The following is a 13703-nucleotide window of genomic DNA, read 5'->3' on the forward strand; positions in this document are numbered from 1 at the left end:
GTGAGGTACCGCCACCGTCGGTCAGTGCGGCGGTGGGAGGCGGTGGCGCAGTGGGGTGCCGGGGCCGGCGCCGATGAGGCGGCCGGCGTGGGCGGCCAGGGTGCGGCTGCCCGCCGCGTCGCACACGTCGGTGAACGGGTGCGGGCTGGGCACGGGTGGGCGGCTGACGACGCGGTCGGCGGGGGTGACGCCGTACAGGCGGCCGCCGAGCGTGGTCAGCGCGACAGTCCCGCCCGCGGTGCCGATCGGGCGCCAGGCGCCGGTGCCGAGGTTCAGTGCGGGCAGGTACCAGAGGGTGTCGCCGGCCGCGGCGGCGAAGAGGCCCGCGTCGCACAGGGCGAGGCTGTGGGTGCCCGGCGGGGCGGCGGTCACGTCTGTCCACGGTGGGGCGTCGTGGGCGGGGTCGCGGTAGCAGAGGCGGCCGGAGGAGGTGACCGCCCACAGGCCCTGCAGCATCGCCCCGGCGGCCTCGCGCGGGGAGGCGAGGCACACCACGGACGGGGCGTCGTCGATGCGGCGCCACGGCAGGTTCTGGGCGCAGGCCTCGCGGGTGAGCAGGCCGCCGTCGGCGGCGGCGTAGAACGCGCCGTCGCAGGTGGTGAGGGCCCGCAGCTCCGCCGGTGGGCCGATGACCGTCCAGTCGCCAGCGGGCCGGTGGGGCGGGGCCTGGCCTGTCATGCGGCCGCCGGCCGGGCCGGTAGCGCAGAAGCGGTCCAGGACGTTGCGGGTGATGCGGTCCACGACCGGGTCGCTGAGGCCCTTGCCCCAGTTGACGGTCGCGGCCGTGAAGACCGTGCCGGCGCCGAGGTCGAAGACACCCATGGTGGCGGCGCCGCCCTGGCCGTAGCGGCGCCAGTGGCGCAGGTCGGCGGTGGCGAGCACGACGAACGACGGCGGGGTGCCGTCGCGGCCCGTGGCGCGCGGGACGCCGTCGACCTCGACGATGTCGGCGGCGTCGGTCTCGTAGCCGAGGGTGCCCTGGCCGAACTTGTCGCCGTCGCTGAGGCCGGTGCCGTCGAAGACCCAGTGCGAGGCGAACCTGGCCGTGAACGTCTCCTGCCCGATGACGGCCATGCCGTCGCCCCAGGCGCCGGCGCCGCGGCGGAAGCTGACGCCGGTCATCGTGTTCTCGGGGCGGTTGACGGGGGCGCTGGACCATTCGACGGTGGTCCGGCCGGGGTCCACTGTGGACACGGGGTCGGTGGTGGCGTCGCGGTGGCAGCGCATGGTGCGGCCGCCGTCCTCGAGGCGCATCTGCCACCAGGCGGTGTTGGCGCCGAGGACGGCGAGGTTCCCGCCGCGGCGGACGAAACCCTCCACGGCGTCGCGCTGCTCCCATGTCCAGTACTCGTCGTGGGCGCACACGATGAGGGTGCGGTGTGCGTCGAGGATCGCCGGGTCGAGGTGCAGGTCCAGGTTGGAGCAGTACTCGACCGGGTACCCTGCCGAACGCAGCCACCGCAGCAGCGGCTCCTCCCACCGCTCCGGGGGTGGGCCGCCGCCCGGCCGGTCGAAGGTGACGGCGGTCGCCCGGGTCGGCTCCTCCGCGTAGTAGAGGCCCTCGCCCGGCACGCCGGCCCGGTTGTACGCCTGCCACGTCGCGAACGGCACCGAGACCAGCAGCGGTGCGGCCGGGACGGCGGAGCGCACCACGAACCAGGCCTCGTCGTCGCCGGCGCCGTCGATGCGTGGCACGGCACCGGCGGCGGCGAACGTCGCGCGGTACAGCGACGACGGCCAGGACGCGGGCACCCGCAGTGTCCACGCGGGACCGTCCACGTCGGACCGGAGCATGACGAGGCCGGTGACCGCGTCGGTGACGACGACCCTGGCGGCGCCGGTGACGGCGAACGACAGCGGGGTCCCGGCCACGCAGGAGGTGGCCCGGGCGTACGCCTGCGGGATCACAGCAGTCCGGTCAGTGCGTTCATCGGCACGTCTTCCCGGGCGGCGCGGACCAGCAGTTCCTCGATGGCCCGCAGCTGGCCTTCGATCGCGGCCGGTGGCAGGTAGGCGGTGTCCGCGGTGAGGGTCACGACCAGGGCCGGCCCGTCGCTCGTGATGTGCAGGCAGTAGCGGCACGCGACGCGGTCCTGCGTGGCCGGGAAGTCGAAGGTGGTGTCGCGCAGCTCGGTCGCGGCCTGCGTGGGGCGGCCCTCGACGAGCCGCATGTCGTTGAAGCAGGTGTACGGGTGGACCTCCACGCCCCGGGCCGCGGCCGCGTCGGCGAGCATCGCGTCCCAGGCTGCGGGGTCGTAGGCGGCGGCGCGGTAGCCGCGCAGCGCGGCCTGCCAGCCGGGCCGCAGCAGCGCGCTGAACGTGGGCCGGTCGACATCGAGGACGAACAGGCCGTCCTGCGACAGGGTACTGACGAGGTCGCGGTGCCCGGTGGTGAAGCGGTTGCCGACGATCGGCATGACGGCGGTGGTCGGGTGCCCGCCGGCGGTCGCGGCGAGGGCCCCGGCGGCGGTGAGCAGCACCGTGGAGCCGCTGACGCCGTGCTGTGCGGCGAGCGCGTCGACGGCGCCGCTCAGCACCGTGGAGACGATCCGCCCGGTCCAGTAGCGCGGCGTCCGGGGCGGTGCGACCGGCGTGGCGAACATGGTCGCGGGGATGCGGGCGAACTGTTCGGCCCAGTACGCGAGGGCGGTGGTGCCGCGGCGGTGCCCTTCCGGGGAGTGCTGCTCCGCGGCGAGGTCGAGCGGTGTGGTCTCGGGGGCGCGCAGGCCGCGGGTGCCGCGCCGCACGAGCAGCCGCAGATCGCGGGCGAGAACCTCGGCGCCGTGGCCGTCGGTGGCGAGGTGGCACAGCACCAGGACCAGGTGGCTGACCGCGCCGCCGGTGGTGACGAGCGCCGCCCGCAGCGGCCATTCGGCGCGGTAGTCGAACGCGGTCCCGGCCAGCAGGTCCCGGACGCGGGCCGCGGCGGCGGCCGGATCGGTGCCGCCGTCGACGACGTGCACGTCGAGGACGCCGTCGGCGGCAAGCACCTGACGGGTTGCGACCCCGAGCCTGGTGCGCAGCGCCTCGTGCCGGGCCACGAGGGCGGCCAGTGCGCCGAGCGCGGCGTCGACCGGCACGGTGCGCGGGCCGAGGTCGACGATCCGGTCCAGGTTGAAGTAGTGGTCGTTCGGCACCGTACGGCCGATCGCGTGCCAGATGGCCCGCTGCCCCCACGTCAGCGGGCCGCTGCCGGAGCGTGCGCCGGCGAACGGCACCCGTGCCGGGGCGAGGAGCTCAGTCATCGCGGACCGCCCGTTCCTGCACGGTGCGCACCAGGTCGTCGAAGTCGTCGAGGTGGGTGCCGGGGGCGTCCAGGTCGAGCTGGACGCCGAGTTCGTCGTCGAGGGCGTCGATGAGCCGCAGCACCGCGAGGGAGCCGACGCCCAGCGCGGCAAGGGATCCGCCGCCGGTCAGGATCTCCTCGGTGGTGACCTCGCCGTCGGTGGCGGAGCTGACCATCGTCGCGACCCGGCCGCGCAGTTCGAGCGTGCTCATCGCGCGGCCAGCCGCTGCCGCAGGCTCAGCGGGCGGATGTCGGTCCACACCTCGTCGATGTGGGCGACGCACTCGTCCCTGCTGCCGGTGAACCCGGTGCGCCGCCAGCCGGCGGGCGGCTCCTCGGCGGCGTTCCACAGCGAGTGCTGTTCCTCGTCGTTGACGACGACGGCGAACGTGTCCGGTGTGTTCATCGGGCCTCCCGCAGTTCGGCGATCGCGGCGGCCACGCCGTCGATCGTGGGGGTGTCGAAGAAGACGTCGAGCGGCACGTCGACGCCGAGGCGCTTGCGGATGCGGACCGCGATCTGGGTGATGGTCAGGGAGTGCCCGCCGAGGTCGAACAGGTCCTCGTCGGGACCGATGTCATCGATGCGCAGCACCTCCTGCCAGATTCCGGTGACCGTGGCGATCGTTTCGTCGCCGGTACCGCCATCGGCCGGCGCCGTGGTGCCGACGGTCCCGGCCGGACGTTCGCCGGCGGGGACGGGCAGGGCCGCCCGGTCGAGCTTGCCGTTCGGGGTGAGCGGAAACCGTTCCAGGACCACGAACTCGGCCGGCACCATGTACCCGGGCAGTGCCCGGGCCACGTGTCCACGCAGGGCGTCCGGGTCGACGGGCCCGGCCGGCACCACGTAGGCGACGAGGCGGGCGCGCGGCCCGTGCGGGTCGGCGAGCGTCACCGCTGCCTGCGCCACCGTCGGGTGGGCGGCGAGCCGGGCCTCGATCTCGCCGGGTTCGATCCGGTGCCCGCGCAGCTTCACCTGGTTGTCGACCCGGCCGAGGAACTCCAGGCCGCCGTCGGGGCCGCGCCGCACCCGGTCGCCGGTGCCGTAGATTCGGGTCCCGGGCGCCCCGAACGGGTCCGGGCGGAACCGGTCGGCGGTCAGCCCGGAACGGCCGCGGTAGCCGTGGGCGACGCCGAGCCCGCCGATCCACAGCTCCCCCGCGATGCCGTCCGGCACGGGCCGCAGCGCGTCGTCGAGGACGTGCAGGGTGGTGTTCGCGACGGGCCCGCCGATGGTAACGGGGCCGCCGGGCGTGATGTCCGCGAGGGCCGACCACACGGTGGTCTCGGTCGGGCCGTACGCGTTGACGAGCCGCCCGACGAGCGGGCCGAGCTGCGCGGCGAGGTCGGCGGGCAGTGCCTCGCCGCCGGTGACGGCGACCAGGCCGCCGCGGGTCAGGCCGGCCTCGAGCAGCAGCCGCCAGCCGGACGGGGTGGCCTGCACGTGGGTGACGGCGTGCCGGTCGATGAGCCGCAGCTGCGCGGCGGCGTCGCGGTGGCCGTCCGGTGGCACGAGCACGATCCGGGCGCCGACGGTCAGCGGCAGCAGCAGTTCGACGGTGGAGATGTCGAACGACAGCGACGTCAGGCCGAGCCACGTGTCGCCGGCGTGGGTGCCGAGGTGGTCGCGCATCGAGTCGACGAGATTGGTGAGCGCGCCGTGCGGGACGGCGACGCCTTTCGGCCGCCCGGTCGACCCGGACGTGTAGATGACGTATGCGAGGTCATCGGGGGACGGCGCCTCGTCCGGCGCGGCGTCGCCGGTCCCGTCGAGGGACACGTCGTGCGGGGTCAGCACGAGCGCGGCGCCGGCGTCGTCGCGGATGAACGCGATCCGCTCCGCCGGGTAGGACGGGTCCAGCGGCAGGTATGCGGCGCCGGTCCGCAGCACCCCGAGCACCGCCACGAGCAGCTCCGCGGTGCGCGGCAGCGCGATCCCGACGAGCGCGCCGGGTCCGATCCCCTGCCGCCGCAGCCGCCCCGCGAGGGCGTCGGCGGCCGCGCCGAGCCGGCCGTAGCTGACCTGCCGGTCCCCGCACACGACGGCGACGCCGCCGGGGTTCGCCGCGACCTGGGTCAGGAACCGGTCCACGACGGTGTCCCGCGGGCCAGGCCCGACGGTGGAGGCGCCCGAGAAGGCCGGCAGCGGCAGGGCGCCGATCGCGGTGTCCGGGGCGGCGACCGCCGCGGCGAGCAGCGCCTGGAACTGCGCGGCGACCTGTTCGGCGGCGAACGAGCCCGCGACGAGCTGGAGGCTGCCCTCGACGACGGACGGGCCCTCGACGAGCTGGAGGTTGGCGGTGCCGCGCACGGCGCCGCCGAACACCAGCCAGTCGACGGTGCTGTCCACGCCGGTGAACGCGGGTGGGTCGGCGCGCCGGCGGTAGCTGACGGTCAGCGGGGCGAGCGCGGCCCGTGGGGTGAGCCGCACGGCGTGGCTGAGCGGGACCCGGCGGTGGGTGTACAGCTCGCGCAGAGCAGTGCGCAGGGCGCGGGCGAACGCGGCGAACGGCTGCGCCGGGTCCGGTGCGCTGGTGACGGGGAGCTCGTTGACGTGCAGGCCGATCCGGGGCGCGTCGCGGTCCGCGGTGGACAGTTCGAGGGCGGTGGTGACGGTGTCGTTGCCGTACCGGCGCAGCAGCGCGTGCCAGGCGGCGAGGAGCAGCTCGAAGCGGGTGACGCCGATGACCGAGGCCGCGGCGGCGAGATCCGCGGCGGGGACGGTGAACGGCACCGCGACGCCGCCGGTCCCGGGCGGGGTGTGCCGCAGGCCGGGCAGCTGCGGCAGCGAAGGCTCCCGCCAGCGCGAGGCCCAGTACGCCGCGGCCCCGGCGACATCCACAGTGGACGGGGGCAGGGCGCTGTCCGATGTGGACGGCACGGCGCCGTTGTAGGCGGCGGCAAGCTCGGCGACGAGGATCTGCTTGGAGGCGCCGTCGAAGACCAGGTGGTGCGCGACGACGCACAGCAGGTGCTCGCTGTCGCCCGTGCGCAGCAGGGTGAACCGGGCGAGTGGCCCGCGCCGCAGGTCGAACGGCGCGGCCACGAGCGAGGGCAGCTCCGAGGCGTCCCCCGGCCGGACGGCGAGGGCGACCGGGTCACCGGCGGGCACGATCGCCAGGAGGTCGTCGTCGACCGCGCCGCCGAGGGCGGGGTGGCGGGCGACGACCGTGGCGCAGGCGGCGCGGAGCCGGCCGACGTCGAGCGGGCCGGTGAAGCGGACGGTCACCGCGAGGTGGTAGGCGGCGCCGGCGGGCAGGGCCCGCTCGGTGATCCAGACCCCGTGCTGGGCCGGGGTGAGCTGGTCTGCAACAGTCTGGGTGGTCACTGGGTCGCCCTGTCGTCGAGGAGCTGGCGCAGCTCACGCTTGAGGATCTTGCCGTTGTCGTTGCGGGGCAGCCGGTCCAGGAACAGCATCCGGCCGGGGACCTCGTGCCCGGCGAGCCGTTCGAGCAGGAACGCGCGCAGCTGCGGCGCGGTGAGGGGGCCGGCGGTGACGACGGCGGCGGCGACGGCGGTGCCGAGGACCGGGTGCGGCACCCCGACCGCGGCGGCCTCCCGCACCAGGGGGTGTTCGTGCAGCGCGTGCTCGACCTGCAGCGTCGACACCTTGTGCGCGCCGGACTTCACCACGTCGCTGTCCCGGTCGAGCAGGTACAGGTAGCCGTCGGCGTCGAGGCGGCCGACGTCGCCCATGCGCACCCACCGGCCGTGGAACACGTCGGAGGATGCCTGGTCGTCCCGGTAGTAGGAGCGGGCCGCGACCGGGGAGCGCAGCCACACGTCGCCGATCTCCCCCGCCGGCAGCGGCCGCCGGTCCGGCCCGGTGATCATCAGGTCGGCGGCGACGGCCGGCCGGCCCAGCGCCGCGGGTCGTTCGGGGTCGAACACCATCGACGTCTGCGCCGGGGCGGCCTCGGTCGAGGTGTAGTAGTTGACGACGGTCGCGGCCGGGAACGCGGCGGTGAGCTGCAGCGCGACCGCCGGTGGCAGGGCGGCGGCGGTGGAGCCGATCAGCCGCACGGCGGACAGGTCGTGGGTGGTGTGGACGCGGGCGTGGAGCATCTCGATCGCCATGGCGGGGACGATGAAGATCGTGCCGGCGACGTACCGCTGGATGAGTTTCGCGAACCGGCCGGGCGTGAACGTGCCGGCGGTGAGCGCGGCGGCACGGGCGTTGAGCGCGTTGACGAGCATCGTCTGGCCGGCGTTGCTGCCGACGGGGAAGGCATGCACGAAGTGCGCCGAGTGGCCGAGGGGCCGGCGGCGCCGGTCGAGGGTGCAGCCGTACGCGAGGTTGCCGTGGGTGGCGCCGACGCCCTTGGGGACGCCGGTGGTGCCGGACGTGTAGAGGATCTGCGCCAGGTCCCGCGGCTGCGGCGGCTCGGGCGGTGTGCCCCCGGCGGCCTCGATCCCGGCCAGGGTGGCGGGTTGCAGCACGACGCCCGCGCCGCTGTGGCTGAGCACGTGCCGCACCTCGGCGGGGGCGAGCCGGTCCGAGATCGGCACGGCGACGAGGCCGGCCCGCAGCACACCCGCGAACGCGACGGCGTAGTCGTTCCATGCCGCGGTGCCGAAGTGCAGCGCGACCCGGTCACCCGCCGCCAGGCCACGGCCGCGCAGCCCGGCGGCGACGGCCTCGGCGCGGGCGTGCCACGCGCCGAACGTGACCTCCTGATCGGCGGCGACGAGCGCGACCCGGTCCGGTTCCGTCGCGGCCCGGGACGTGAGGAGGTCCGGCAGGGTCGCCGGCACGGCCGGTGCGGTGGCGGTCATCGGGCCGGCTCCAGCTCCCGGTCGGCGGCCGGGACGCGGCGGCGCAGCTCCTGGATGCCGACGAGATCGTCGGGCAGCGCGTCGGGCACGTCGGTGTCGAAGCGGCGCAGCACCGGGATCCGCAGCCCGACCGCGACCATCGCCGCCATGGCGACGCCGAACACGACGTACATGAGCCCGATCCCACGGCCGGGTCCGGTGCCGATGACGGCGCCGACGGACCCGGCCAGGGCGCCGCCGGGGGCCAGAAGCGGCTCGAAGAACCTGGTGCCGAGCGGCGCGACGATGCCGTGCCCGATCGGCAGCGTCGACCAGGCGACCATCGTGTTCAGGGCGAAGACCCGGCCGTGGAAGCGCTGCGGCACCTTCACCTGCACGATCGTGGTGTACACGCCGTTGACGAGTGACAGCGCCGCGGACAGGCCGAACGCGCACGCGCCGACGATCCACACGCTCGGGTGGGTGCCGCCGAGGACCGCGGCGACGGCGAGGAGCGCGGCGAGGCCGAGCATGCCGCGCAGCCGCTGCCGGCGCGGGCCGCCCCAGAAGCCCATCGCGATGCCGCCGACGATGACGCCGGCGCCGCCGCACATGGCGACGCGGGCGGCGGCGTCGAGGTCGGCGAAGGACAGCACGAGCGGCGTCATGAGCAGGAACAGCGGGGCGAGGAAGATGTTGAGCCCGGCGAACCACAGCAGCATGGCCCGGAACCCGCGGTGGTGCCACGAGTAGGCGAAGCCGTGCCGGATCTCGGCGAGCAGCGTCTCGCGGCGCCGCCACGGCAGGGTCCGCGGGAACTTGACGACGGCCAGGACGGCGATCGCGACGGTGTAGCTGAGCACGTCGAGGATCAGGATGCCCTTCAGGCCGATGCCGGCCATGAGACCGACGGCGATGAGCGGCACCACGAACGCGCTGACGCCGCCGGCGAGCTGGACGATGCCGTTGGCGTGGCCGAGGTACTGCTTCGGCACCAGCTGCGGTACCGCGGAGGCGTATGCGAGGCGCTGGAACGTCAGCGCGATCGACAGCGCGGCGAGCAGCGGGTAGATGTGCCACGGCACGAGGACGCCGGTGACGAGCAGAGCGAGCAGCGCTGCCTGGGTGGCGCCGGCGGCGACGTCGCCGGCGAGCATCACCTTGCGCCGGTCGAACCGGTCGACGATCGCGCCCGCGAGGGGCCCGGCGAGGATGCCGGGGAGCATGCCGATGACGGCGTACAGGGCGTACCGGGCGACGGACCCGGTCTCCAGGTAGATCCAGATCGGCAGGGCGAACTCGGTGAGCGCGGAGCCGGTGATGGACACCAGCTGGCTGAGCGCCACGATCAGGAACCGGGCCATGCCGGGCTGCGCGACGGGTCGCGCGGCCGCGGGGTCGGCGGGTGCGGGCGCGGCGGTGCCGGTGCCGTGCAGCCACCATGACGTCTCCCCCGCCGCCGACGGCAGCACCTCCTCGGGCGCGGGGCCGCCGGGGGTGAGGGTCGGGTGGGCGCGGCTGACGATGTCGGCGAGTTCCTTCGCCCGGTACTTGAGGAAGAAGTGCCCGGCCTCGTCGAGGAGCACCAGTGCGACCCGGTCGGAGACCAGCAGCCATTCCCGGTACCGCTCCTGGTAGAAGTCGGCGGCGGGGTCGCGGGTACCCATGACGGAGACGATCGGGGCGCGCAGGCGCGTGTTCCCGCCGTCGAGAGTGGCGCTGAAGTACTCCTCGGCGGCCACGGAGTCGCGGCGCATGTTGCCGATGATGAACCGTTTCTGGGTCTCGTCGAGGTCGGCGACGTCGGCGCCCATCGAGGTGAGCCAGTTCTCGTAGACCCGGTTGCCGAGCAGCGGTTCGAGGGCCGCGAACCGGCTCAGGGCGCTCAGCACCCGGCTGCGCGGGCGGGCGAACGGGAACTGGGCGCCGATGTAGACCGCTTCGAGGTCCCGGCCGATGTTCTCGAGACGGCGGGCGACGGCGACGATGAGGGCGCTGCCGACGCCGCAGTGCCCGTACAGGGCGATCGGCCCGCTGACGCGTTCCTGGATCTCGGCGGCGACCCGGTCGGCGAGCTCCTCGAACGGCAGCCGCTGCTCGGTGAGGCCGACGTCGTGGCCGGGGATGGCGACGGACCACAGGGCGTGCCCGGCCGGGAGGGCGTCGGCGAGGGGCTGGTAGACCACGGCGCTGCCACCGCCGTACGGGACGCAGACCAGCGACAGGTCCGGCGCCGTCGCGTGCTTGGTGAGGCGGTGCAGCAGCCGTCGCGGGCCGCGTTCCTCCTCCGAGGTGGACGCGAACGCGGCCAGCTCACGGATCGTCTTGTGGGTGAACACGTCCATGACGCTGACCGGCTGCCCGATGCCGGCGAGCTGCTTGCGGGCGCGGGCGACGACCTGGGTGGCGAGCAGCGAGTGCCCGCCGAGGTCGAAGAAGTCGTCGTCGACGCCGACGGACGGCAGGCCGAGGACGTCGGCCCAGATCGCGGCGAAGACCAGCTCGGCGGGGGTGGTCGGCGGGGCGGCGCCGGCACCCGCGGCCGCCACGACGGGCGGCGGGAGCGCGCGGCGGTCGAGTTTGCCGCTGGGGCCGAGCGGGAGCCGGTCCAGGCCGACGAACGCGGTCGGCACCATGTAGTCCGGGAGGGACTGCTTCAGTGCCGTCTTCAGCGCCGCCGGGTCGGGCCCGGTGTCGCCGACGAGGTAGGCGACGAGGCGTTTGTCGCCGGGGCGGTCCTCGCGGACGGTGACGGCGGCCTCGGTGACGCCCGGCTGGGCGCGCAGCGCGGCCTCGATCTCGCCGAGTTCGATCCGCAGGCCGCGCAGCTTCACCTGGTGGTCGATGCGGCCGAGGAACTCGATGGTGCCGTCGGCGCGCCAGCGGGTGAGGTCGCCGGTGCGGTACAGCCGCCCGCCGGGCGGGCCGAACGGGTCGGGGACGAACCGGGTCGCGGTGAGCCCGGGCCGGTCGTGGTAGCCCAGGGCCAGGCCGACGCCGCCGATGTGCAGCTCGCCCGGGACGCCCGGCGGCACCGGCTGCCCGGCCGGGTCCAGGACGTAGAGGCGGATGTTCTGGATCGGCGCGCCGATCGGCACGGTGCCGGGGTCGCCGGTGCACTCCCAGGCGGACACGTCGACGGCGGCCTCGGTGGGCCCGTACAGGTTCCACAGTGGCGTCGCCGGCAGCGCGGCGGCGAAGGCGCGGGCGGTGTCCGGGGGCAGTTCCTCGCCGCTGCACACGACGCGGCGAAGGCTGGTGCAGGCGGCGACGCCGTCCTCGGCGAGGAACATGGCGAGCATCGACGGCACGAAGTGGGTGGTGGTGACGCCCTCGCGGACGATCAGGTCCCGCAGGTACGCGGCGTCCTTGTGGCCGCCGGGTTTGGCCAGCACGAGCCGGGCGCCGGCGATGAGCGGCCAGAAGAACTCCCACACGGACACGTCGAAGCTCGCCGGGGTCTTCTGCAGCACCACGTCGGTGCCGTCGAGCCGGTACGTGCGCTGCATCCAGTCGAGTCTGTTGACGATGCCGCGGTGGGTGTTGGGCACGCCCTTCGGCTTCCCCGTCGACCCGGACGTGTAGATCATGTAGGCGACGTCACCGGCCTGGGGCGCGTCGGGCACCGGCGGCAGCTTCCGGGCGAACCCTTGCTGGAACTCAGACGGGTCGTCGAGGAAGACGACCCTCGCGGTGGTGTCCGGCACCGGCAGCCGCGACTGGGTGAGCAGGACCGGCGCGGCGGCGTCGGCGAGCATGAACGCGAGCCGGTCGGCGGGGTAGTCCGGGTCGAGGGGGACGTATGCGGCGCCGGACTTGAGCACGCCGAGGAGCCCGACGACGAGGTCGATGGAGCGTTCGGCGCTGACGGCGACGAGCCCGCCGGGGCCGGCACCCTCGGCGCGCAGCCGCCGGGCGACGCGGTCGGCAGCGGTCTCCAGGTCGCGGTAGGTGAGGCGGCGGTCCTGGAACTGCACGGCGACGGCGTCCGGGGTACGGGCGGCCTGCGCGGCGACGAGCCCGGGCAGGGTCGCCTCGGCCGGGAAGTCGGCGGCGGTGTCGTTCCAGCGGTGCAGCACCTGGTCGCGTTCCGCCGCCTCAAGCAGGTCCACCGTGGACACCGGCAGGTCCGGGCGGGCGACGACAGCGCGCAGGAAGGCGTCGAGGTGCCGCCCGAGGCGGGCGATGGTGGCCTCGTCGAACAGGTCGACGTTGTAGTTGAAGGCGCCACGCAGCCCGCTCGGGTCCTCCATGACGAACAGTTCGAGGTCGAAGCGGGTGCCGGTGGCCCGCAGCCCGAACGGCGTGACGTCGAGGGGGCCGGTGGGTTCCGCGGCGGCGGCGTAGTTCTGCACGGCCAGGACGGCCTGGAACACCGGTGAGCGGCTCACGTCGCGGGGCACGTTGAGCTCGGAGACCAGCTGCGCGAACGGCAGTTCCTGGTGCGCGTACGCGGACAGGCACGTCTCGCGCGTCCGCCCGATCAGCTCGGCGAACGTCGGGTCGCCGTCGAGGCGGGCCCGCATCGCCAGGACGTTGACGAACATGCCGATGAGCCGTTCGAGCTCCGGCTCGGGCCGGCCGGCGATCGGTGAGCCGACGGCGAAGTCCCGCTGCCCGCTGTGCCGGGACAGCACGACCTGGAACGCCGCGAGCAGCACCATGTAGACGGTGGCGCCGTGGGCGCGGGCGAGGCCCGTGAGCCCGTTGAGGAGGTCCCGGTCGATGTCGAAGCCGTAGCCGGCGCCGGCGAACGTCTGCTGTTTGGGGCGGGGCCGGTCGGTGGGCAGTGCGAGGGGTTCGACGCCGGCGAGTTCGGTACGCCAATAGCCGACCTCGCGGGCCAGGGCTTCGCCGGTGAGTCGTTCGCGTTGCCACGCGGCGAAGTCGCCGTACTGCACGGGCAGCGGCGGGACCGGCGACGGGACCCCGGCGGCGTGCGCGTCGTAGCCGGCGAGGACCTCACCGACGAGGACCTCGCTGGACCAGCCGTCGCTGATGCTGTGGTGGGTGACGAGCAGCAGCACGTGGTCGTCGGGCTCCAGCCGCGCGTCGGGGCCGGCGATGCGGACCAGCAGTGCGTGCAGCAGCGGGCCGTGGACGAGGTCGAAGAGCCGGCCGACGGCCTCGTCGACGATCCGGGCGGCGGCGTCCTCGTCGGTGGCGTCGACGACGGTGAGCGTGACCTGCGCGTCGGGGCTGCCGGGTTCGGCGAGTGCGAGGACGGGCCGGCCGTCGTCGGTGACCGGGTAGCGGGTGCGCAGCGACTCGTGCCGGGCGACGACGTCGTCGAGGGACCGGGCGAGGGCGGTCGCGGACAGGACGCCGCGCAGCCTGCGGGCGACCGGGATGTGGTACGCGGCGGTCCCAGGCGCGAACTGCTCCATGAACCACAGTCGTTCCTGGGCGAACGACAGCGGCGGGGTGGTGCCCGCCGGCCGGACCGGGACGGTGGCCCCAGCGGCGGCAGGTCTTCTGCGTAACCGGGCGGTGAGCAGGGCCCGCTTGGTGGCGGACAGGTCTTCGACGGTCACTAGGGCACCATCCTTCTGACAGGGCCCTCTGAGAGGGTTGTTGTTGGAACTCGGCGAGAACTGAGAGACGGCCTGTGCCGGTCGCCCTTCGAGGGCCTGCATGACACCGCCGCTCTCGGTTCTTGTCGG

Annotated in this window: 7 protein-coding genes; all 7 read right to left on the bottom strand. The window is 74.7% G+C overall.

All coding sequences use genetic code 11. The features are described 5' to 3' along the window. Positions 1-21: 21 nt before the first annotated feature. From OHA72_RS42540 to OHA72_RS42570, 7 genes are read right to left on the bottom strand one after another with little or no spacing between them, the layout of a single operon-like run. On the bottom strand, positions 22-1908 hold the full coding sequence (locus OHA72_RS42540; RefSeq protein ID WP_327001763.1) for a N,N-dimethylformamidase beta subunit family domain-containing protein: 1887 nt from the start codon (positions 1906-1908) through the stop codon (positions 22-24). Then, a complete protein-coding gene (locus OHA72_RS42545) occupies positions 1905-3245 on the bottom strand; it encodes a condensation domain-containing protein (protein ID WP_327001764.1) in 1341 nt (446 codons plus the stop codon). Before OHA72_RS42545 ends, OHA72_RS42540 begins: the two co-directional genes overlap by 4 nt. Continuing rightward, on the bottom strand, positions 3238-3498 hold the full coding sequence (locus tag OHA72_RS42550) for a phosphopantetheine-binding protein (protein ID WP_327001765.1): 261 nt from the start codon (positions 3496-3498) through the stop codon (positions 3238-3240). The genes OHA72_RS42545 and OHA72_RS42550 overlap by 8 nt, the downstream gene beginning before the upstream one ends. Then, positions 3495-3692: an MbtH family protein gene (locus OHA72_RS42555; protein WP_327001766.1), complete on the bottom strand. Its 198-nt coding sequence runs from the start codon at positions 3690-3692 to the stop codon at positions 3495-3497. Before OHA72_RS42555 ends, OHA72_RS42550 begins: the two co-directional genes overlap by 4 nt. Beyond that, complete coding sequence (locus OHA72_RS42560; RefSeq protein WP_327001767.1) at positions 3689-6613, bottom strand: non-ribosomal peptide synthetase; 2925 nt, start codon at positions 6611-6613, stop codon at positions 3689-3691. Before OHA72_RS42560 ends, OHA72_RS42555 begins: the two co-directional genes overlap by 4 nt. Further along, positions 6610-8061 carry a class I adenylate-forming enzyme family protein gene (locus tag OHA72_RS42565; protein ID WP_327001768.1) on the bottom strand — a complete coding sequence of 484 codons (1452 nt, stop codon included), beginning with the start codon at positions 8059-8061 and terminating at the stop codon, positions 6610-6612. Before OHA72_RS42565 ends, OHA72_RS42560 begins: the two co-directional genes overlap by 4 nt. Next, positions 8058-13574, bottom strand: coding sequence for a non-ribosomal peptide synthetase/MFS transporter (locus OHA72_RS42570; protein ID WP_327001769.1), 5517 nt, complete (start codon positions 13572-13574; stop codon positions 8058-8060). Before OHA72_RS42570 ends, OHA72_RS42565 begins: the two co-directional genes overlap by 4 nt. Positions 13575-13703 lie beyond the last annotated feature (129 nt).

This window comes from Dactylosporangium sp. NBC_01737, from assembly GCF_035963215.1.
Lineage (GTDB): Bacteria > Actinomycetota > Actinomycetes > Mycobacteriales > Micromonosporaceae > Dactylosporangium.